Annotated in this window: 15 protein-coding genes; 5 read left to right on the forward strand and 10 right to left on the reverse strand. The window is 57.4% G+C overall.

Features of this window, described 5'->3' with window-relative positions:
• Nucleotides 1-110: 110 nt before the first annotated feature.
• The 8 genes from PSH90_RS14965 to gspG form a co-directional block, all read right to left on the reverse strand.
• On the reverse strand, nucleotides 111-1,214 hold the full coding sequence (locus PSH90_RS14965; protein ID WP_095180160.1) for a substrate-binding domain-containing protein: 1,104 nt from the start codon (nucleotides 1,212-1,214) through the stop codon (nucleotides 111-113).
• Between the two features lie 465 nt (nucleotides 1,215-1,679).
• Nucleotides 1,680-2,891: a type II secretion system inner membrane protein GspF gene (gene gspF, locus PSH90_RS14970; RefSeq protein ID WP_305380898.1), complete on the reverse strand. Its 1,212-nt coding sequence runs from the start codon at nucleotides 2,889-2,891 to the stop codon at nucleotides 1,680-1,682.
• Nucleotides 2,891-4,297 (reverse strand): type II secretion system ATPase GspE, encoded by a 1,407-nt coding sequence (gene gspE, locus PSH90_RS14975; protein WP_305380900.1) that lies wholly within the window; start codon nucleotides 4,295-4,297, stop codon nucleotides 2,891-2,893. The genes gspF and gspE overlap by 1 nt, the downstream gene beginning before the upstream one ends.
• 1,126 nt (nucleotides 4,298-5,423) lie before the next feature.
• On the reverse strand, nucleotides 5,424-7,805 hold the full coding sequence (gspD, locus tag PSH90_RS14980) for a type II secretion system secretin GspD (RefSeq protein WP_252886314.1): 2,382 nt from the start codon (nucleotides 7,803-7,805) through the stop codon (nucleotides 5,424-5,426).
• A complete protein-coding gene (gene gspM / locus PSH90_RS14985; protein ID WP_305380901.1) occupies nucleotides 7,802-8,350 on the reverse strand; it encodes a type II secretion system protein GspM in 549 nt (182 codons plus the stop codon). Before gspM ends, gspD begins: the two co-directional genes overlap by 4 nt.
• Complete coding sequence (gene gspL / locus PSH90_RS14990; RefSeq protein ID WP_305380903.1) at nucleotides 8,343-9,464, reverse strand: type II secretion system protein GspL; 1,122 nt, start codon at nucleotides 9,462-9,464, stop codon at nucleotides 8,343-8,345. The genes gspM and gspL overlap by 8 nt, the downstream gene beginning before the upstream one ends.
• Entirely contained in the window at nucleotides 9,461-10,381 is a 921-nt protein-coding gene (gene gspK / locus PSH90_RS14995) for a type II secretion system minor pseudopilin GspK (RefSeq protein WP_305380904.1), read from the reverse strand. The genes gspL and gspK overlap by 4 nt, the downstream gene beginning before the upstream one ends.
• A gap of 47 nt (nucleotides 10,382-10,428) precedes the next feature.
• The gene (gene gspG / locus PSH90_RS15000) at nucleotides 10,429-10,887 is read right to left on the reverse strand and encodes a type II secretion system major pseudopilin GspG (protein WP_016774967.1); all 459 of its coding nucleotides are present in this window, start codon (nucleotides 10,885-10,887) and stop codon (nucleotides 10,429-10,431) included.
• Nucleotides 10,888-11,035: 148 nt separating this feature from the next.
• On the opposite strand from gspG, the gene gspI reads away from it, so the two are divergent.
• Nucleotides 11,036-11,422 (forward strand): type II secretion system minor pseudopilin GspI, encoded by a 387-nt coding sequence (gene gspI, locus PSH90_RS15005; protein WP_305380905.1) that lies wholly within the window; start codon nucleotides 11,036-11,038, stop codon nucleotides 11,420-11,422.
• A gap of 366 nt (nucleotides 11,423-11,788) precedes the next feature.
• Here gspI and PSH90_RS15010 read toward each other — a convergent pair whose 3' ends face one another.
• On the reverse strand, nucleotides 11,789-12,148 hold the full coding sequence (locus PSH90_RS15010; RefSeq protein ID WP_016774969.1) for a DUF6124 family protein: 360 nt from the start codon (nucleotides 12,146-12,148) through the stop codon (nucleotides 11,789-11,791).
• A gap of 713 nt (nucleotides 12,149-12,861) precedes the next feature.
• Between PSH90_RS15010 and PSH90_RS15015 the strand changes: the two genes are divergently transcribed.
• Nucleotides 12,862-15,177 carry a P-loop ATPase, Sll1717 family gene (locus PSH90_RS15015; protein WP_305380906.1) on the forward strand — a complete coding sequence of 772 codons (2,316 nt, stop codon included), beginning with the start codon at nucleotides 12,862-12,864 and terminating at the stop codon, nucleotides 15,175-15,177.
• A 65-nt stretch (nucleotides 15,178-15,242) separates the two neighbouring features.
• Complete coding sequence (locus PSH90_RS15020) at nucleotides 15,243-16,670, forward strand: hypothetical protein (protein WP_305380907.1); 1,428 nt, start codon at nucleotides 15,243-15,245, stop codon at nucleotides 16,668-16,670.
• Between the two features lie 347 nt (nucleotides 16,671-17,017).
• Here the strand turns inward: PSH90_RS15020 and PSH90_RS15025 are convergent, their stop codons facing one another.
• The gene (locus PSH90_RS15025) at nucleotides 17,018-17,449 is read right to left on the reverse strand and encodes a type II secretion system protein N (RefSeq protein WP_305380908.1); all 432 of its coding nucleotides are present in this window, start codon (nucleotides 17,447-17,449) and stop codon (nucleotides 17,018-17,020) included.
• A 120-nt stretch (nucleotides 17,450-17,569) separates the two neighbouring features.
• Here PSH90_RS15025 and PSH90_RS15030 point away from each other — a divergent pair, with 120 nt between their 5' ends.
• The gene (locus PSH90_RS15030; RefSeq protein ID WP_305380909.1) at nucleotides 17,570-18,016 is read left to right on the forward strand and encodes a GspH/FimT family pseudopilin; all 447 of its coding nucleotides are present in this window, start codon (nucleotides 17,570-17,572) and stop codon (nucleotides 18,014-18,016) included.
• Complete coding sequence (locus PSH90_RS15035; RefSeq protein ID WP_305380910.1) at nucleotides 18,013-18,621, forward strand: prepilin-type N-terminal cleavage/methylation domain-containing protein; 609 nt, start codon at nucleotides 18,013-18,015, stop codon at nucleotides 18,619-18,621. The genes PSH90_RS15030 and PSH90_RS15035 overlap by 4 nt, the downstream gene beginning before the upstream one ends.
• Nucleotides 18,622-19,150 lie beyond the last annotated feature (529 nt).

Genomic DNA, 19,150 nt, shown 5'->3' on the forward strand with positions numbered 1-19,150 from the left:
AGCCTCACGACCGAACGGATGTCACACAAACTTCATGTTCGAGGAGTAAATCGGCAAAAAAAAACAGCAGCCCGAAGGCTGCTGCCGTTTCATTGCAGTTGAGACAAGGCTTACAAAGGACGACCAATGCCGTTGCAGGCGTTGGCGTTGTTGATGTCCAGGTTATTGCCCGAGGTGTTGGTGATGAAGTTGGCGGTCACAGCGGTTTTCCAGTTGTTGGGAACCGGCGTGAAGCTGTGGGCGACGGTGGCGACGTTGTTGCCCGGGTTGCTGTAGTGGGTGGTCAGGAAGTTGCGCACGGCGGTGGCCACGGCTGCATCTTTGTAGCACTGGCCGAAGATGAAGTTGGTGTAAGCCACAATCGGGTAACCGCTTGCCGGGTTAGGCACGACCGGGGCCCAGCCAGCCGGGTTGGCAGGTGCGCTTGGCACAGGTGCAGTGCTCAGCGCCAGCGTCACGTTAGCGTTGGTTGGCTGGACGCCATTGACGCGGGCAACCACAGCGTTGCTGGTGGCGTTCACGCCATCCGGACCCACATAGCCGATCGAACCGTCCACGGCGTTCACCGCAGTGGCCACATCAGCGGTGTTGGCTACGCCGACCCAAGTCGATGGCAGCGCGGAACCGGCCGGCAGACGAGCGTTGGTGAAGGTGGAGTTGACGGCGAATTTGCCTGGGCAAACGGCGTTCAGGTGGCGACTGAGGATTTCAGTGGTGCCACTGGACACGCTGCGGTAAACCACACGGATCGGCGTGCTGTCGGCGTTACCCAGCAGAGCGCCCCAAGTGGTGGCGGTGCCCGACAGCGCATCGCACAGTTGAGCGCTGGTCAGGTTGAGCGCGGTCTGACCGGATTTTTTGTACGGAATGGCAACCGAAGTGGCCACCGATGGCAGCTGGATCAGCGGGCCGTACGAAGCACCGAAGTTGGTGGTGTAGGTGCTGAGTTCCGAAGCGCTGAGGATCGAGTCGCTAGCGGCGAAGTGCACGGTGCCGGTGGTGCTGAACTGGGCAGCGTTGTTGGTCAGGAAAGCGCTTTTGCCGACGCCGCTACCGGTCACGGCGTAGCTGAAGTTGGCTGGCAGGATGCTGTTGGCAGAACCTTTGTACAGCGCGGCAGGCAGCGAGGCGCCACCACCGGTTACGGCCATGGCCTGGGCGGAAGCCAGAGCGGCGACGGTCAGTGAGGCGGCGATCAGAGTGCGCTTGAACATGAAGAATCTCCTTTTCAACTTGGTTTGGAACACAGGTTTCGGAAGGCTTGCATGACACCGGGAGGGTCCACCGCAGTGGAGCCGCAGGGAGAAATTCGCAGCTTCCGGTGACAGATAAAGGAAAAAACCTCGGGAGCTGCGCGGGGATTTTGGTGCGGATTTCTCGGGTGTTTGCGGTGGGTTTCGGCGCGTCTGGATCGGGGGTTTGGCTGAATCGGGCTGGAGCCGTTGGCGGGTGGTTGCAGATGACAGAATGGAGAACCCGAGGATGGGCGGATTGGGGCTCGGGGGGTAGGCAGACCGGTGAAAGTTATTTGGGAAATTTGTTGGCTGGAATGGCCCAATCGCTGGCAAGCCAGCTCCCACAGGGGTGCAGTGTTGTTAATGCAATCTGGGGTACAACACAAAAACCTGTGGGAGCTGGCTTGCCAGCGAAGAGGCCAGCCCGGCCAACATCAAATTTGGCTACTGCACCAACTGATTGATCTCAATAATCGGCAACAACACCGCCATCACAATCACCAGCACCACCCCGCCCATCACCACAATCATCAGCGGCTCCAGCAGCGCGGTCATGCCCATCGCCCGTCGTTCAATGTCCCGGGAAAGCGTCTGCGCCGCGCGCTCGAGCATCGGCGGCAGCGAACCGGTTTTCTCGCCGCTGGCGATCAGGTGAATCAGCACCGGCGGAAACACATTCTCCACCCGCAGCGCGGCGGCGAGGTTGACGCCTTCGCGCACCTTTGCCGTGGCCTCGCTGACGCTCAGGCTCAAGCGGTCGTTGGACAAGGTCTGCCGCGCTGCTTCCAGCGCACGCAACAACGGCACCCCGGCGCCGCCGAGAATTGCCAGGGTCGAGGCGAATCGCGCGGTGTTCAGGCCGAGAATGAAACGCCCGAACAGCGGCAACTTTAGCACCCGGTGATGCCAGCTCAAGCGCGCCGCCGGATTACGCAAATACAGACGCCAACTCCAGAACGCCCCGGCCATCAGCGCCGCACACAACCAACCCCACGCACGAATGAAATCACTGGCGGTAAGCATCGCCAGCGTCAGCCCCGGCAAATCCTGCCGCGCCTGGGAAAACGCGCTGACCACCTGCGGTACCACGTAGCTGAGCAGGAAAATCACAATGCCGATCGACACCAGCCCGACCACGCCCGGATAGATGAACGCGGTAAGAATCTTGCCGCGCAGGTTGTTGCGTTCCTCGATGTAATCGGCCAACCGTTCCATCACCTGGGCGAGATCGCCAGACTCTTCGCCAGCGGCAATCAGCGCGCGGTAAATCTCGGGAAAATCCCGTGGCCGCGACGCCAGCGATTCCGCCAGACGCATGCCGCTGCGCACATCAGCGCGCACGGCACTAAGGGTCTGGGCGATGTGCTTTTTCTCGGCCTGCTCGACCGTGGCGCTCAGCGCTGCTTCCAATGGCAGGCTGGCACCGAGCAGGCTCGCCAGTTGCCGCGTGGCCCAGGCGAGGTCGTTGTCGGAAAGTTTGGCGCTGAACAAACCGCCGCCGCCGTGTCGGGCGACGTTGCTTTCCTCGTGCACCGACAGCGCCGTCAGCCCACGCCCGCGCAAGGCACTGAACGCCGCGCTCTGGCTATCCGCCTCAAGGTGCCCGGACTCGATTTTTCCCGTGGCATCCGCCGCTTCAAAGCGATAGCGATTCATCAGGCGTCCCGTGTCACACGAAGGATTTCTTCCGGCGCGGTGGCACCGCTGCGAATCCAGCGCTCACCGTCCTCACGCAGGCTGAACATCCCCGCTTTCGACGCCGCCGCGCGCAGGGCCTGCTCCCCTGCTCCTTGGTGAATCAGCGTGCGGATGTTGTCGTCGATGCAGAACAATTCGTGAATGCCGGTGCGGCCGCTGTAACCGGTGTGATTGCACGCCGCGCAACCGACCGGACGCCAGGTGCCGGGCGTGGCCGGGTCTTCCTGTTTGCACTGATTGCACAGGCGTCGCACCAGACGTTGCGCGAGGACGCCGAGCATGGATGACGCGAGCAAGAACGGCTCAACGCCCATATCGATCAGGCGATTGACCGCCGACACCGCGTCGTTGGTGTGCAGCGTCGCCAGCACCAGATGCCCGGTGAGCGAGGCCTGCACGGCGATTTGCGCGGTCTCGAGATCGCGGATCTCGCCGATCATGATGATGTCCGGGTCTTGCCGCAGAATCGCCCGCAGCGCGAGGGCAAAGGTCATGTCGATCTTGGCGTTGACCTGAATCTGGCTGATCCCCGGCAAATCGTATTCCACCGGATCTTCCACGGTGAGGATGTTGCTGGTGCTCGCATCCAGCCGCGCCAGCGCCGCGTAGAGGCTGGTGGTCTTGCCGCTGCCGGTCGGCCCGGTGACCAGGACGATGCCGTGGGGCTGGCGGATCAGGTGATCGAGTTTGGCCAGCACCTGCGCATCCATGCCCAAAGTTTCCAGATGCAGGCGCCCGGCCTGTTTGTCGAGCAAGCGCATCACCACGCGCTCGCCGTGGCCGGTGGGCACCGTCGACACACGAATATCGATCGGCCGCCCCGCTACGCGCAACGCGATCCGCCCATCCTGCGGCAGGCGTTTTTCAGCGATATCGAGCTGAGCCATGATCTTGATCCGCGACACCAGCGCACCGTGCAACGCCTTGCGCGGCGAGACCACATCGCGCAGGGTGCCGTCGACGCGGTAGCGCACCACCGAATGGGTTTCGAACGGCTCGATGTGAATGTCGCTGGCCTCATCACGCGCGGCCTGGGTGAGCAAGGCGTTGATCATGCGGATCACCGGCGCGCCGTCCTGGGTGTCGAGCAGGTCGGTGATCTCCGGCATGTCCTGCATCAGCCGATCGAGATCGACCTCGTTTTCCGCAGCACCCACCACCGCCGCCGCACTGCCGGTGTCGGCGTAAGCGCTGGCGAGCAAACCTTCAAGCTCGTCATCACGCACCCGCTCGACCTGCGTCGCGCCGAACTGCCGACGCACTTCGCTGATCGACCAGCCGGGCGTCGATGGGCACACCGTCAACACGCCATCGCGCAAAAGAATCCGCTGCGCCTTGGCCCAGGCATACGGCAACACACTCATCGCCCACCCTCCCCACAATCCACCGTGGCAATGAGATCCCCTGTGGCAATGAGATCCCTTGTGGCGAGGGGATTTATCCCCGTTGGGCTGCGAAGCAGACCCAAACCTTGAGAATCGGTTTTTACAGGCAAATCGCGTGTACCGGTTTTACGACTGCTGCGCAGCCGAGCGGGGATAAATCCCCTCGCCACCGTCATCATCTCAGTCAAAACCGGGTGCTCCCTTCAATCGGTACCGTGGCAATGGGATCCTCAGTGACAATGCGATCCTCTGTGGCAATGAGATCCCTTGTGGCGAGGGGATTTATCCCCGTTGGGCTGCGAAGCAGACCCAAAACCTGAGAACCGATTTCTCCAGGAAAATCGCGTGTACCGGTTTTACGACTGCTGCGCAGCCGAGCGGGGATAAATCCCCTCACCACAATCATCATCTCAGTCAAAACCGGGTGCTCCCTTCAATCGGTACCGTGGCAATGGGATCCCCTGTGGCAACAAGATCCCTTGTGGCAATGCGATCCCCTTGTGGCGAGGGGATTTATCCCCGTTGGGCTGCGAAGCAGACCCAAACCTTGAGAACCGGTTTCTCCAGGCAAATCGCGTGTACCGGTTTTACGACTGCTGCGCAGCCGAGCGGGGATAAATCCCCTCGCCACCGTCATCCTCTCAGTCAAAACCGCGTGCTCCCTTCAATCGAAACCGTGGCAATGGGATCCCTTGTGGCAATGGGATCCTCTGGGGCAATGAAATCCTCTGGGGCAATGAGCCCCCCTGTGGCGAGGGGATTTATCCCCGTTGGGCTGCGCAGCAGACCCAAACCTTGAGAACCGGTTTCTACAGACAAATCGCGAGCACCGGTTTTACGACTGCTGCGCAGCCGAGCGGGGATAAATCCCCTCACCACAATCATCATCTCAGTCAAAACCGGGTGCTCCCTTCAATCGGTACCGTGGCAATGAGATCCCCTGTGGCAATGGGAACCTCTGTGGCGAGGGGATTTATCCCCGTTGGGCTGCGCAGCAGACCCAAACCTTGAGAACCGGTTTCTACAGGCAAATCCCGTATACCGGTTTTACGACTGCTGCGCAGCCGAGCGGGGATAAATCCCCTTACCACAGTCATCATCTCAGTCAAAACCGGGTGCTCCCTTCAATCGGTACGGCTTTGATCGTGGCCCGTGGGCCTGATGTCGGCCCCGGCGCTGGCACGCCTTGCGCAGCGCTTGGCAATTGCGGCGCCTGCATGTCGGGCATCGCCCAGCTGCGTTCCGGCTGCAAGCCGCCCTGGGCGCGGCGCATGAAGTCGTAGCGGTTGAGGGTGATGCTGCGCCCCGCTTCGCTGTCGCGGATGATGTACGGGCGCAGGAACACCATCAGGTTGGTCTTGGTGATCGCCCGGCGTTCGTTGCGAAACAGCGCGCCGATGCCCGGCAGGCTGCCCAGCCACGGCACTGCATCACTGCTCTGGCTGTAACCGTCCTGGAGCAACCCGCCGAGAACCATGATCTGCCCATCGTCGAGCAGAATGCTGGTGTCGATCGCCCGTTTGTTGGTGACGATGCCGGCGGCGGTCACGCTGTTGGATGCGCGCTCATCGATGCTGCTGACTTCCTGATAGATATCCAGCTTCACCGTGCCGCCCTCGGAGATCTGCGGGCGTACGTTGAGCTTGAGGCCGACCTCTTCGCGGGTCACGGTCTGGAACGGGTTGTTGCTGGTGCCCCCGCCGCCGGTGACGTAGCTGCCGCTGACAAACGGGATGGTCTGGCCGACAAAAATGCTCGCCGCTTCGTTGTCCAGGGTCAGCAGGTTCGGTGTCGACAGCACGTTGGTGCCGCCCTTGCTCTTCAACGCTCGGGCCAGCACTTTCAGGTCGAGAATCTTGCCGATGCCGGGAATGTCGACGGTGCCGTTGACGTAGCCGAGGTTCAAACCCTGCGGCAGTACGTCGATGCTGTTCTTCGCTCCCGTATTGAGACCCGCGCCACCCAGATTGGCGCCACCGATCACGCCCTTGCCGCCAAGATTGCCGGTCTGCCATTGCACACCGAATTCACTGGCATCGTCCTCGCCGACCTCGACAATCAGACTCTCGATCACCACCTGCGCACGGCGCTGATCCAGCAAATCGATAACCTCACGCAGATTGCGATACAGCGGTTCCGGCGCGGAAATCAGCAGTGTGTTGGTGGTGGCGTCAGCCTGAATCGTCACACCGCCAGCGCTGAAAGCAACGTTCTGTTCGCTGCTCTGCGTACCGCCACTGCTGCTGCCGCCGCCACTGCCCTGCGCATAGCTACCGCCGGTTGCGCCGCTGCCAGTCGTCGTTGAAGTGCCAGTGCTCGGCGTGCTGCTCTGGCCGTTCTGCCCGGCATTGCCGCCGGTGCTGCTGCCCATCGCGCTGAGCACCGACCGCGCCGCGTCGCTGCTGCCGCTGTCACTCTCGCCGGTGAGCAAACCGCGCAGCGCCTGCGCCAGTTTCGCCGCTTGGGCGTTGCGCAGATAAACCACGTGCAGATTGCTCGGATTGCTCTGCGCGTTGTCGAGTTTGTAGATCAGGTTGCGCGCCAGCTCGGTGCGCTCGGGGCTGCCGGCGCGGATGATGATGGTGTTCGAGCGCGGGTCGCCGATTACGGCGATTTTCTGCGTCGGATCATTGCCCGGCGCGTCGAGCAAGTCGGCGACCATCGGCGCGATGTCGGCAGCGATGCCGTTCTGGATCTGCACCACATCGGTGTCGATCGCGCTCGGCGTGTCGATGCTCTCGATCAACTGCGCGACGCGGGTGAGGTTCTCGGCGTAATCGGTGATGACCACGGTGTTGTTGCCGGGATAAGCGTTGATCGGATTGTTCGGCGAAACGATCGGGCGCAGCACCGGGATCAGGTTCACCGCGTTCTCGTATTGCAGGCGAAACGTGCGCGTGAGCATGCCGTTGCCGGCCGGTTTGTCGGCGCTGTAGATCGGCCCGCCGAGCAGTTTGGCGTCGGCCTCGGGAACCACCTGCGCCACGCTGCCGACATCGACCACGCTGAAGCCTTGCATGCGCAACGCCGCGAGCAACATGTCATAGGCCTGACGGGCCGGCACCTGACCTTCCGAGACCAAGGTCAGATTGCCCTTGACCCGTGGATCGACGAGAAACTGCTGCCCGGTGGCCCGCGACAGCGCCCGTACCACCGCCTGAATATCCGCCTCGACAAAATTCAGCGTCACCGGTTGCTCGCCCAACGGATTGCGCGCAACCGTGTTGCTGGGCGCAGCACCACCACTGCGCCCACGCTGGCTGATGTTATGCAACTGCTTGGGCACCGGCCGCGCCTGAGCCTGCGCCCGTTCGCGATCGGCTACCGCATCGCCGCTGCGCTGGGTGTTGGCCAGCGGCCGCCCGAGTTCGCTGTCGACCAACAGCGGCGGCTGATTCTGCGGCGCCGTGGTGCTGTTGCACGCGCTCAATGCCATCAGCAACAACGGCAGCGCCAGACGTGCCGGTTTGCAGCGTGACTCCTTCATGAAGCTTCCTTAGCGCCCTGCGCCTGATCCATGCGAACGGTGCCTGACAATGTGCCGGCAGTGACTTCGGTCGAGGCCTCACTTGCGCGCTGCAACTGCGCCTCGACCACCTGCAGAGAAAGTTGTGACGGCTGGCTGAGCAGCCAGTCGAGCAGCGCATCGGCGGGCGCGGCGTCGACATTCAACTGCCACGCGCCACCCTCCGCCGCTTGTAATTGGTAGTGCCCAGCCAGCCCCGCCGCTTGCAGACTTTGCTCCAGCGACTCGTCAACGCTTTGCCCCTGCGGCCGCACATTGACGCTGCGCAACAGCACTTCCAGTGCTTCAGTCTGCGCGCGCAACTTGGGCGTTTCGCTCTGCCAAAAAGTGATCCTGGCCAATGGCGGCTTGACCAGCGTCAGCCAGATCAGCAGACCGACAAGCACCAGCGCCATGCCGGCGACCATGCGTTTTTCACGCAACGCCAACGGCTGCCAACGCGCCTGCAACTGGCTGCTGAAGCGCTGCCAGCGCGCACGGTAAATCGCCAGCGTCGCCCTACTCATCGTCTGCTCCGCTGTCGTCATCTTCGTTGGTGTTGGCGCTGGATTCATCGCTCGGGCGCAAGGTCCAGCCTGCGTCATCGGCAGTGACGCTGATGCCGGCCTGGGCCAAGGTGCTTTGCCAGTCCTTGTCGTTGCCGCCACGGTTTGCATCGCTTAGCAAGGCCAGCTGCAAGACGCCGTCGCGATAGGTCAGACGCTCGACACTGCCAGCCATGAACGGCATGCCGGTGCCGGCCTGCAACACCAGTCGATTGAAATTTTGCGCCGGGTCATCGACCGCGCCTTTTTGCCGCTGCTCGAGTTGCTGACGCGCCTGTTGCAGCGGGTTGAGAATCACCGGCAATTCGGGGAAGGCCTGCTTCACCCGCTGGCTCATCTGCGCCTTGAGCTGCTGGCCCTGCCGCGCTTCGCGGGCGGCGTACATATTCAGCCCGATTACCCAGACTGCCACGGCCAAAGCCAGACACCCGACAGCACGACCCCAGCCACGGTGCTCGCCGCCGGTTTGCTGCAGGCCGCCGTGCAACCCCCAACCGGGCAAAGGACCGATCCAGCGTTGTGTCGCGTCAGCTGCGAACGATGCCTCATCAACTTCGTCACCGAGCAACGGCTCAACCTGCGCACTGTTCAAACTCTCGCGCCGGAGCAAATGCCCGTCCGCCACACAAGCGACAACACCGGGCGCCACTGGCAGGCTATACGGCGCCGGATACAAACCGCGCAAACTCAAACCCGCCTGCTTGAGCACCGCAGCCAGAACCTGCAAATGCAGCCGCGAGACCCAGGCAATCTGCACCTGCCCGCTTGCATCGCGAGGGCTGTGGCCGATATGCATCTGGCTGCTGTCGCCGAGCATCAACGCCTGTGCCGCACACTGCACAGCGGCCGCCGTTTTGTTCGCGGGCAGCGGCGGCAGATCAATGCTGGCGAGCAGGCTGTCGGCCGGATGCAGAAAACACAGCAATGGCGGTTGTTTCGGCTGCTGCCCCAACTGGTTCAGGGTGAGCCGTTCCTCACGACTGACCTGCCCCTGACGATCCAGCCAGGCGCAGCTCACTTCGCTGTGCAACTCCAGCTCCGCCAGCGGCGGCAACGCGACGCGCAACTGGCTCATGCGCCCACCCGCGACCAGATCACCTGCGGCAGCCGATCCTCACTGCGGTGCAGCAAAGCATCGAGGCTGACCCGGCGCTGATCACGCCGCGCCTCACCGCGCAAACGAAACCAGTCACTGGTGATGCCGACTTTGACGCTGCTCATTTCCAGCTGCGGCATGCGCAAGCGGTTCACAAAATCGCCGCGATTGATAAACCAGCGCCCGGCGTCACGCTCGGCAATCAACGCCGTCGCCCGCTCCAGCGAAAGCCCCGGCACATACGCCGCCAGCACCTGCGCCGTGGCGGTGTTGCCGTTGATCCACGTCGTCGCCGGAATCACCGTCACGTACGGCGCCAGTTGGCCGATCAGCGCATCGGTCACGCCTTCGACGCTGCGCAGATCATCAAGTGTGCGCAGCATCGGCACCTTCGGCGGCTGCGGTTTGTGATCGGCATCGGGCGAAGTCGCTCGGCCACTGTCGAAACCGGCTTTGCCAGTCGCGCCAATCTGCGCATTGAGCAGATGCGGATAGCTCGCGATCACCCGCTGGCGAATGTGCTGGCCGACAACGGCGCTCACACCGACCAGCTCACACAACCGCTCGAACGCCTGCACCTGCGCCTCATCGATGCGCTCATTGGCGACCAGATTGCGCAGGTTGAACTTGCCCTGCTCGTCCTCCAGCCGCCCGGCAAAACCCGCCGCCAGCAACGGCTGCGCCCAAGGCTGATCACGCCGGGTCAACGGATCACGCAGGCGCGCACCCCAGAGCAACTGCCGGCTGATCTCCAGACCACCCTGCGCCACCCAACGCCCCTGCACCCGCTGCTGATCGGCCTCCAGCGCCCGGGTCGCCACGCTCTGACGCGTCAACATCCCCGCCGCAATCACCGCCACCACGGCGGCAATCAACAACGCGCTGATAATCGCCATGCCCCGTTGCTTCGCCCCGTTGAGCGAACCAGTTTTCACGGCCGGCCTTACAACTGCCAGGAACCGATATCGGCATTCACGCCATCGCCGTCAGGCTGGCCATCGGCGCCGAGGGAAAAGATATCGACCTCGCCATTCGCGCCCGGGTTGAGGTACTGATAAGGCCGGCCCCACGGGTCATTCGGCAAACGCTCCAGATACGAACGCCAGTTACTGTTCTTCGCATCCGCCGGCCGCTCGACCAACACCTTCAACCCCTGATTCATGCTCGGATACGTGCCGTGATCGAGGCGATACAACTTCAACGCCTGCATCAACCCGCCAATATCCTGCTTCGCCGCCGTCGCCCGCGCCTGATCCGGCCGGTCAAGCACCTTGGGCACCACCATCGCCGCCAGAATCCCCAGAATCACCACCACCACCATGATCTCGATCAAGGTAAAACCCTGCTGCCCACGCGGCACGCGCGGCGACTGACTGAGCGTGTTCAAAGGTGCGATATCCATCTCGACATTCCCTGGCTTGATCCGAATTCGACGCGCAGTGTTGCAAGAAGATATGTCAGGGATGTTGAAAATCCTCGGGTGTTTCCGTCGTCAAGCCGTCAAGGACGGGGGTTAGCGTCGAGGGCTGGGTTTTGCTTTTGGGCCATGTATGCGCGCGCAAACGCGAGAGGAAGGATTCACCCTGATTGAAGTGCTGGTGGCACTGGCGATCATCGCCGTCGCCATGTCCGCCGCCGTGCGCGTCGCGGGGTTGATGACGCAGAGCAGTGGGGTTTTAAGGGATCGGTCGGTCGCGATGATTGCCGCGCAGAGCCGGATGGCTGAGCTACGGCTGGAAGGTCGATTGCCGAATGGGGTGAAGGCTGTTGAATGTGATCAAGGGCGGCTTATGTTGCGCTGTGAACAGGTGATCGCCAGCGCAGAGAATGGGCGGTTGCTCAGGATTGGAATCCAAGTATTTGATCGCAACCAGGATGCGCCGCCGTTGGCCAGACTGGAGACCCTGTTGTCACGGCCAGGAAGCCCCTCACCCTAGCCCTCTCCCGAGGGAGAGGGAACCGATACGGGGATATTCGAGAGATACGCCGACCTGAACGTATCGCTCTGAATCCAGCATCGCTGAAGCCCAGCAAAGCCATAGCCGCTAAGGTCTTCCAGGTCGATGTATAACGCAAAACACCTCGGTCGGCCCCCTCTCCCTCCGGGAGAGGGCTGGGGTGAGGGGCTCTTCTGCCGCGGTGCATAAGCATCAAAAATCCATAATCAACACGCTCGTCCAGGTCGATGCACAACGCAAGACACCTCGGTCGGCTCCCTCTCCCTCCGGGAGAGGGCTGGGGTGAGGGGCTTTTCTGCCGCACCTAAAATCCCAAGGCCCAGCGCCGGAACAAGGCCAACGACATCACCCCGCCACCTCCAAATTATCCATCACCCGATTCACCGCCAGCTCCCCCAACATGATCAGTTGAGCAACCCCCAACAACGCCCGCCGCTGCGGCGCTGGCAACAAACTGGAAATGTCCTGAGCAATCGTCTTCGCCGAAGCCAGCGTTTCACTCGCATCAGCCAGCAGTTCTTCATTCTTGGTATCCGCCGTCACCGCATACATCCCCCGCGCCTTGCGCGGCGGAGGCAGGAGATTGTTTGGCGACAGGTAATGATCGAGCGCACGGTCAGCGGCTTCGTGAAGTTTGTTGGAATCGAGGGATTCGTAGGGAGACGTGGGATCGGTTTCGGGCGGGTTGGGGGTTGGTTTGATCATGGTGAAGCTCCTTGATGACTGGAGCCGCCACCGTTCGCGGTCAAACAAACAGGGTGGCAGCTGTACGCGGGTTGACCGACCGGACATCAAGGAATCCGGCACACCCGAAGGTGTCCCACGCACAGCCACCGCAACATGATTTCAGACAATGCCTGAACAGGTGCAGGACGCTGGCGCGCCTTGATATTGGGCGGACGGTCAAATCCGATCGCTGATTCGTCAGCGACCGCACCACAATAGAACCCGCCCCTAAGGCGCACAAGCCGGCGGATTCTGGCTTAGCTGTAGGCAAAGGCGCAAGGATGTGTAGCCCGGGAGCGTGTTTAAAGCTGTCTTTTAAACACTGACGTTTATCGAAACCTCATTCCGTCACGTACCCGCAACTGATCCGCCTCTTCATCCCGGGAAATGATTTCTAGGACGAATGCACAACAAACGCGGCAATCATTGCGTGAGGCTCTATCGACGCCGGCTCTCTGAAAGCTCGATCATCTTCCGAGTCTGGTATCAGCTAAAAGCGGCCGTTCAAAAATCTACCGAGGCATGATTCCGACGAGTCCTTCCCACCAACCTAACATCGGTTCAATCCGAAGCTCTGGACAGAGTGGTGGCAAACAGCTAGCTTGGGCCGTATAACTGGCTGCTATCGATTGGGAGTAGGGCATTGCGAAAATGCTCTTGTAAGCAAAAAGACCTTTAAACAGGGATTTGTTATGGCCAAATTTTCTGGCTTCTTCGCTTATGCAGCTTCACCTAATGAAATTGGTCAAACTATTGAACGAGCTATACTCGTCGCAAATGAAAGCGATAACCTCTCTATAAAGTCATGGCGAGCATTAGATATCGTTGGTCAATTTATCGCAGGGGAGGTTTTAACTGGAATTAAACAAGCAGACCTTTTTGTCGCTGATATTTCCGTCCTAAATTTCAATGTCACTTATGAAATAGGATTTGCCATAGGTATAGGCAAAAGAATCCTAATCACTCGAAATGAAAGTATAAAAGAAGGAACACCTTCAATTCGAGAAATAGGAATATTCGACACCTTGGGATACAAAACCTACCAAAACTCAGCAGACTTAAGCGAGTTCATAAAGACAGCGATTATTGCAGCCCCGATCCCAATACCCAACAAAATAAACAACAAGTCCCCCGTGTATTTGCTAGAGGGACTGCATAAAACGGATTGGGCCACACGCATTGTTTCCCGTATAAAAAAAGCGAGATATCTCTTTAGATCATTTGATCCTAATGAACAACCAAGGCTTTCTGCGAACGACGCGATCAGCCAAATATCGCAGTCTCATGGAGTAGTAATACCCCTATTATCTTTTAGGTCTGTTGGCGCTGAGTCCCATAACATGAGGGGCGCTTTTCTTGCAGGCTTGGCTGATGGAATGGGTAAAGCACTATGTATCTTGCAGGATGGCGAAGGTCCAGTTCCTATTGACTATCGCGACTTTGTAAATACTACCTTCCATCCGAATGACATTAACGACTATATAGCGGATTTCGCAGGACGCGTAGCCGAGTCATTTCAACAAGATGTTAAGCTCAACATAACTACAAACGATACATTTCTACAGTCTCTTGATCTAGGCGCGACCTCCGCTGAAAACGAAATGCGGACGCTGGAAACATACTATTTGAAGACGGACCCTTTTTTAAAATCTTTAAGAGGTGAAGCCAACATCGTAGTCGGGCGAAAAGGCTCTGGAAAATCAGCTATATTTCTACAAGTGCGCGATAGAGAACGCAACAAAAATGGAAATATTGTTTTAGACCTAAAACCCGACGGTTACAAGCTAATAAAATTTAAAGAGTTAATTCTATCTTTCTTAGAGGAAGGAACTTTTCAACATACTATAATGGCGTTCTGGGAGTATGTCCTACTTCTGGAGATATGCTACAAAATTTTAGAAAAAGATCGTGAAGCCCACATACACAACCATCATCTTTATGAGCCATATCAAAAACTAGCCAAACTATATAACAGCGAAGGATACGATAGCGAGGGTGATTTTTCAGAAAGGATGAGTATCCTTATGGAAAAGATTACTACCGAATATCGATCTAAACATGGCACCGCCACCGAAGTTAGACTTTCAACAGGGCAACTTACTGAACTCCTCTATTGCCACGACGTGAAGCAGCTTACCGAGCAAATCATAGAGTACATGAGACACAAAGATGTTTGCTGGCTACTATTCGACAATCTTGACAAAGGCTGGCCGACCTCCGGATTACAAGTAGAAGATCTGCTAATTGTAAGAGCACTCATTGATGCAACTAAAAAAACTGAACGTCAGTTCGGCAGATCAAGCGTTGTTGTTAACACCATCGTTTTCCTTCGAAATGACGTATATGAACTTTTGGTAAAAAGTACCTCGGATCGCGGCAAAGAAGCAAAAGTTCTTTTAGACTGGACTGACCCTGACTTGCTTAGAGAGCTTATTAGATTAAGGATTGTTGCCAACAACTTTACGGGAAAAGAGCAGTTCCAAGGCCTTTGGCCGAAGCTTTGTGTAAGCCACTTTGACGGCGAAGAAAGCTCCCAGTTTCTAATCGACAGATCTCTAATGAGGCCAAGATTTCTTTTAAATCTTATCAGCCAATGTAAAAGCTTCGCGATAAACTTGAATCATGAGCAAATAGACAGTGACGACATCATAAAAGGAATGGCGGCTTACTCAACCGATTTACTTATCGATATAAACTACGAAATAAGAGACGTAGAAAGTCATGTGGACGATATTTTATACGCCTTTATCGATAGCAAATCTGTACTAAGCAAGACAGAAATTCATTCAGCCCTGATTGACTTCGGCGTACATGAGTCACTAATTGAAAAAATATTTGATCTACTACTTTGGTACGGCTTTATTGGCCTAGATATCGAAGGAGAGGCCAAATACATTTACAACTTCAACTACAGCGCTCAACTTATGAACGGAGTAATAAAGAAAAAACCGGACATATCGTACATTATAAACCCGGCCTTCTGGCCAGCATTAATGATAAAGAACTAATTTACTACCCCCTAGATCATTGCTCGAAGGCAAGCTACCACATCCGTCAACGAAAGGAATCATCGATGAACAACTTAATTCAAAAGCCGCAAATGCAGTTAGTTGACCCACAAGCACAAATGATTGTGGATGTTTTGGAAAGTATTGGACTGCCACACGACAATATTATTGCGTCTGCTGAAGACAGGGCCATCATTGGGCAGAGCTTGCCGGCTCTTATTGAATCACTTCCTCCCGAAGCCAAGCAAGGTGCTAGATATCTCTCAAAATTTGTAGTAGGCGCAGGATTTGGCCTTTTCGATTACTCTCTCAATGCAATTTGGAACGAAGTAGTCCTAGATCTCCACAAAAAAGTTATAGCTTACGGCCTTGATATTTTCTACGACGCAGCCATTGGCGGAAAAAACAGAGAATTTTATCAAACAGAGGAGGATCTTCGCTCAGTAAAAGATTCAACACTGCTGGATACATGTCGTAAGCTGGAACTAATCAGTGAAACCACATCTAAGAAATTAAAACACATGCTTGACATGCGGAACGATATAGGCATTTCGCACCCTACTAATTACACTATCAATGCTTATGAATTACTAGCATGGCTTACAAACTGCATCAAAGACGTCCTAAAAGATCGACCTACAGAGTCCGCACTACAGGTTCAGGCATTTATTCAAAACCTACGCAGTTACACCCAGCCATTAGACGCCGCCAATCTTTCCGGAATAACTGGAAAAATAAATGAACTCGCCTCTCACCACTGCGGAAACGTTCTAAGAACAATGTTTGGGATATACGTTGCTCATGATACAGACCCACAGGTTCGAAAAAATATTTCACTATTATCCATACCAGTTTGGCGTGCAAGCAATGATGATTTCAAATATCGCCTTGGCCTGACATTAGAAGGATACAATACAAACCTCCATAAAGATAAATATGATCTCGGGGCTCAGTTTTTTCAGGTTGTGAACGGTAATGCCTTCCGCTCCAACGCGGAGCGTGCAATCTTAGTTGATGGCCTGGTCGATACATTATTAGAAAAACATCATGCTTGGGATAATTATCATCATGAAGCCCCTGTAGCTGATGAGATTATGTCGTATATCCACAACCAGCAAGACATACTTCAGAACTTTGGCCCAAAACTGATAAAAATATTTTTGATGTGTCGTATTGGTAACGGCAGAGCCTATAACAACGGAGTTTCACCACGAGGCATAGGGTACTACGATCGACTCCTAGTTTTATTAGGAGACGCATGGGCTCCATCAGCGCTGGCTGCTTTAACCTCATACGAAATACAGCTGCAGTTAAGCGAAGAGATTTGCCGAAAACAAGCATGTAAGGCCTTAGAAAAACTAAAATCAGGCGTGGTCAATCAGCGCCTGCTTGAATGCATCGACTTTCTCCTTGTCAATCTACCGGGTAATGGTAAAGCTCCACTTGATAGCCGATTCAAACAGCTGACTGCCGGATACTTAACGTGGCCATAGTTTCAGAAAAGAACAACTTACTCGCCTACACTGATAACTCAAATTCAGCTTAGATCCACCCGAAAAGCCCGCACACCTGAAACTAGTCTGACGGGCTTTTCATGATTCTCTTGGAAACGAACACATCTCGCCGTAATTACCCAATTACCGAGTCTTGCTCCGCCCATCTAACTAAAAAAGAAATTATCAAATTCTGTGATTTTCTACATCTAGCCGGCGAGCCCATAACAAATTCACAGCCCCACCTTGACAGCATGCGTCAACGCTACTCCGTAAAGTTCTTCTTAATAAACGCAGAGACCGCCTTCGTTGATCGCACAGCGTACACCAACTTTCTTCAACATTAGTCACGGCTTCACGAACCTCGGCAGAACCACCCCCTCCCCCAACCTCTCCACCCCCAATCTCACCCTCTCCCCACCCCGCTCAATCACCACCCCATCCCCCTCAATCCCCACCAACTTCACCCCAACCCCAACCTTCTCCCCCACCAAAAAACTCTTCGGCGCGCCATCGTTCAAACTCAATATCGCCACCGTCCCGCTCCCGCCCGCGATCACCCCACTCACCTTGATATCCACCGGCGAAGTCTCATTGGAAAACCACTGCAACGCCGGGCTATAGCTCCTCGCCGCGAGCACTTGCGGGGTGGCTGCGGGTGTGTGGGATTCCGCCGTGGTCAGCAGCAGCGACGACCATGTCGCGACGCCCACCAGGGCGGTGAGCAGTGCCAGGGCCTGGACGGTTTGCGCCGGGGTGATCCGTGCGGTGAATTTCATGGGTTGTCGCTCCTTGTTGTCCCTGTTGCCAGCCTACGCGGCAATTCTCTCCGTTTTATTTCACATGCCTTACATGTTCGCCGGGCACGATGGGGTGGGACGCCAAGGAGCGCGTGGGTGATGAGCAGGCAGCAGGGTTTTACGTTGATCGAGTTGATGGTGGTGCTGGTGATCATCGGGATTGCCAGTGCGGCGATCAGTTTGAGTATCAGGCCCGATCCGTTGCTGTTGTTGCGCAAGGATGCCGAGCGGGTTGCGCAGTTGTTGCAGGTGGCGCAGGCCGAGGCTCGCGCGGATGGGCGGCCGATTGTGTGGGTGACGGATGCCAAAGGGTTTCGCTTTGGTCGACGTGGGGATGGTGGCGTGGGGTTTGAGTCGTTCAAGGAGGATGCGCAGTTGCGCCCGCGTGCGTGGCAGAGCCCGAAGGTGGAGGTGCGTGTGGAGCCCCGGCAGACGGTGGTGCTGAATGCCGAGTGGATCAATCCGCCGTTGCGGCTGATTTTGTCGGATGGGGCCAATCGGCTGAGTGTGCTGCGCGATGGCAGTGGGCGGATCAGTATTCAATGAAGACTCAGCAAGGGTTCACTCTGATTGAGGTGATGGTCGCGATTCTGCTGATGGCGGTGGTGAGCCTGATTGCCTGGCGCGGGCTGGACAGTGTGACGCGGGCGGACAGTCATTTGCAGGCGAGCAGTGAGCAGAGCGATGGCTTGTTGCGGGTGTTGAATCAGTTGCAGCGCGATGTCGACATGCGCGCGGGGGTGGAGTTGAGCGAGCCGCGCAAGGTCGGGGCTGAGGATGAGGCGCCGACCGCGCCGCCGGCGGTGACGGTGCGCAGCAGTGACAGCAAGGGGTTTCGGCTGGACATTATTCGTAGCGCGGCGGATCAGCCGGGGGCGTTGCAGCGGGTACGGTGGTGGGTCAAGGGGGATACGTTGTATCGGGCGGTGGCTGAGGCGCGCAGCCGCTATCCGTTGCCGGCGCCTGGGAAGGGGGTTGCAGTGTTGAGTGAGGTGAGTGATGTGCAGGTGCGGGTTTGGGAGGTGGATAAGGGATGGCGGCAGTTGAGTGGCAATCGGCGGGAGGATCCGTTGGGGTTGGAGATTAGTTTGAGTAGGCAGACAGCGCAGGGGGTTGAGCGGTATCGGCAGGTGATTGGGTTGTTGCAATAGCCGGGGTCACCGCAGTTTTTTGTAGGAGTGAGCCCGCTCGCGATTGCGGTGGGTCAGTCAATATTGTTGTTGCTGGTAGACCGCTTTCGCGAGCAGGCTCGCTCCCACAATTGGGTTGGGGGCGGTCAGTTGCAGGTTGGTTGGCTGTTAGGCCGTCATCGCTGGCAAGCCAGCTCCCACAGGGATCGAGTGCGACCGGAAGATATTGGTCAGCTGGTAGACCGCTTTCGCGAGCAGGCTCGCTCCCACAATTGAATTGGGGGCAGTCAGCTTTAGGTTGGTTGGCTGTTAGGCCGTCATCGCTGGCAAGCCAGCTCCCACAGGGATCGAGTGCGACCGGAAGATATTGGTCAGCTGGTAGACCGCTTTCGCGAGCAGGCTCGCTCCCACAATTGAATCGGGGGCGGTCAGTTGCAGGTTGGTTGGCTGTTAGGCCGTCATCGCGAGCAGGCTCACTCCTACAATGGAACTGGGTTTAGGCAGCTAGAGCGGAGACCGCCTTCGCGAGCAGGCTCGCTCCCACAGGGGA

The organism is Pseudomonas sp. FP1762, from assembly GCF_030687105.1.
GTDB classification, from domain to species: Bacteria; Pseudomonadota; Gammaproteobacteria; order Pseudomonadales; family Pseudomonadaceae; genus Aquipseudomonas; species Aquipseudomonas siliginis.

Excerpts from the sequence above, each read along its gene's own strand:
- PSH90_RS14965 (WP_095180160.1), bottom strand. The coding sequence starts at position 1,214 with ATGTTCAAGCGCACTCTGATCGCCGCCTCACTGACCGTCGCCGCTCTG.
- gspF (WP_305380898.1), bottom strand. The coding sequence starts at position 2,891 with ATGAATCGCTATCGCTTTGAAGCGGCGGATGCCACGGGAAAAATCGAG.
- gspE (WP_305380900.1), bottom strand. The coding sequence starts at position 4,297 with ATGAGTGTGTTGCCGTATGCCTGGGCCAAGGCGCAGCGGATTCTTTTG.
- gspD (WP_252886314.1), bottom strand. The coding sequence starts at position 7,805 with ATGAAGGAGTCACGCTGCAAACCGGCACGTCTGGCGCTGCCGTTGTTG.
- gspM (WP_305380901.1), bottom strand. The coding sequence starts at position 8,350 with ATGAGTAGGGCGACGCTGGCGATTTACCGTGCGCGCTGGCAGCGCTTC.
- gspL (WP_305380903.1), bottom strand. The coding sequence starts at position 9,464 with ATGAGCCAGTTGCGCGTCGCGTTGCCGCCGCTGGCGGAGCTGGAGTTG.
- gspK (WP_305380904.1), bottom strand. The coding sequence starts at position 10,381 with ATGGCGATTATCAGCGCGTTGTTGATTGCCGCCGTGGTGGCGGTGATT.
- gspG (WP_016774967.1), bottom strand. The coding sequence starts at position 10,887 with ATGGATATCGCACCTTTGAACACGCTCAGTCAGTCGCCGCGCGTGCCG.
- gspI (WP_305380905.1), top strand. The coding sequence starts at position 11,036 with ATGCGCGCGCAAACGCGAGAGGAAGGATTCACCCTGATTGAAGTGCTG.
- PSH90_RS15010 (WP_016774969.1), bottom strand. The coding sequence starts at position 12,148 with ATGATCAAACCAACCCCCAACCCGCCCGAAACCGATCCCACGTCTCCC.
- PSH90_RS15015 (WP_305380906.1), top strand. The coding sequence starts at position 12,862 with ATGGCCAAATTTTCTGGCTTCTTCGCTTATGCAGCTTCACCTAATGAA.
- PSH90_RS15020 (WP_305380907.1), top strand. The coding sequence starts at position 15,243 with ATGAACAACTTAATTCAAAAGCCGCAAATGCAGTTAGTTGACCCACAA.
- PSH90_RS15025 (WP_305380908.1), bottom strand. The coding sequence starts at position 17,449 with ATGAAATTCACCGCACGGATCACCCCGGCGCAAACCGTCCAGGCCCTG.
- PSH90_RS15030 (WP_305380909.1), top strand. The coding sequence starts at position 17,570 with ATGAGCAGGCAGCAGGGTTTTACGTTGATCGAGTTGATGGTGGTGCTG.
- PSH90_RS15035 (WP_305380910.1), top strand. The coding sequence starts at position 18,013 with ATGAAGACTCAGCAAGGGTTCACTCTGATTGAGGTGATGGTCGCGATT.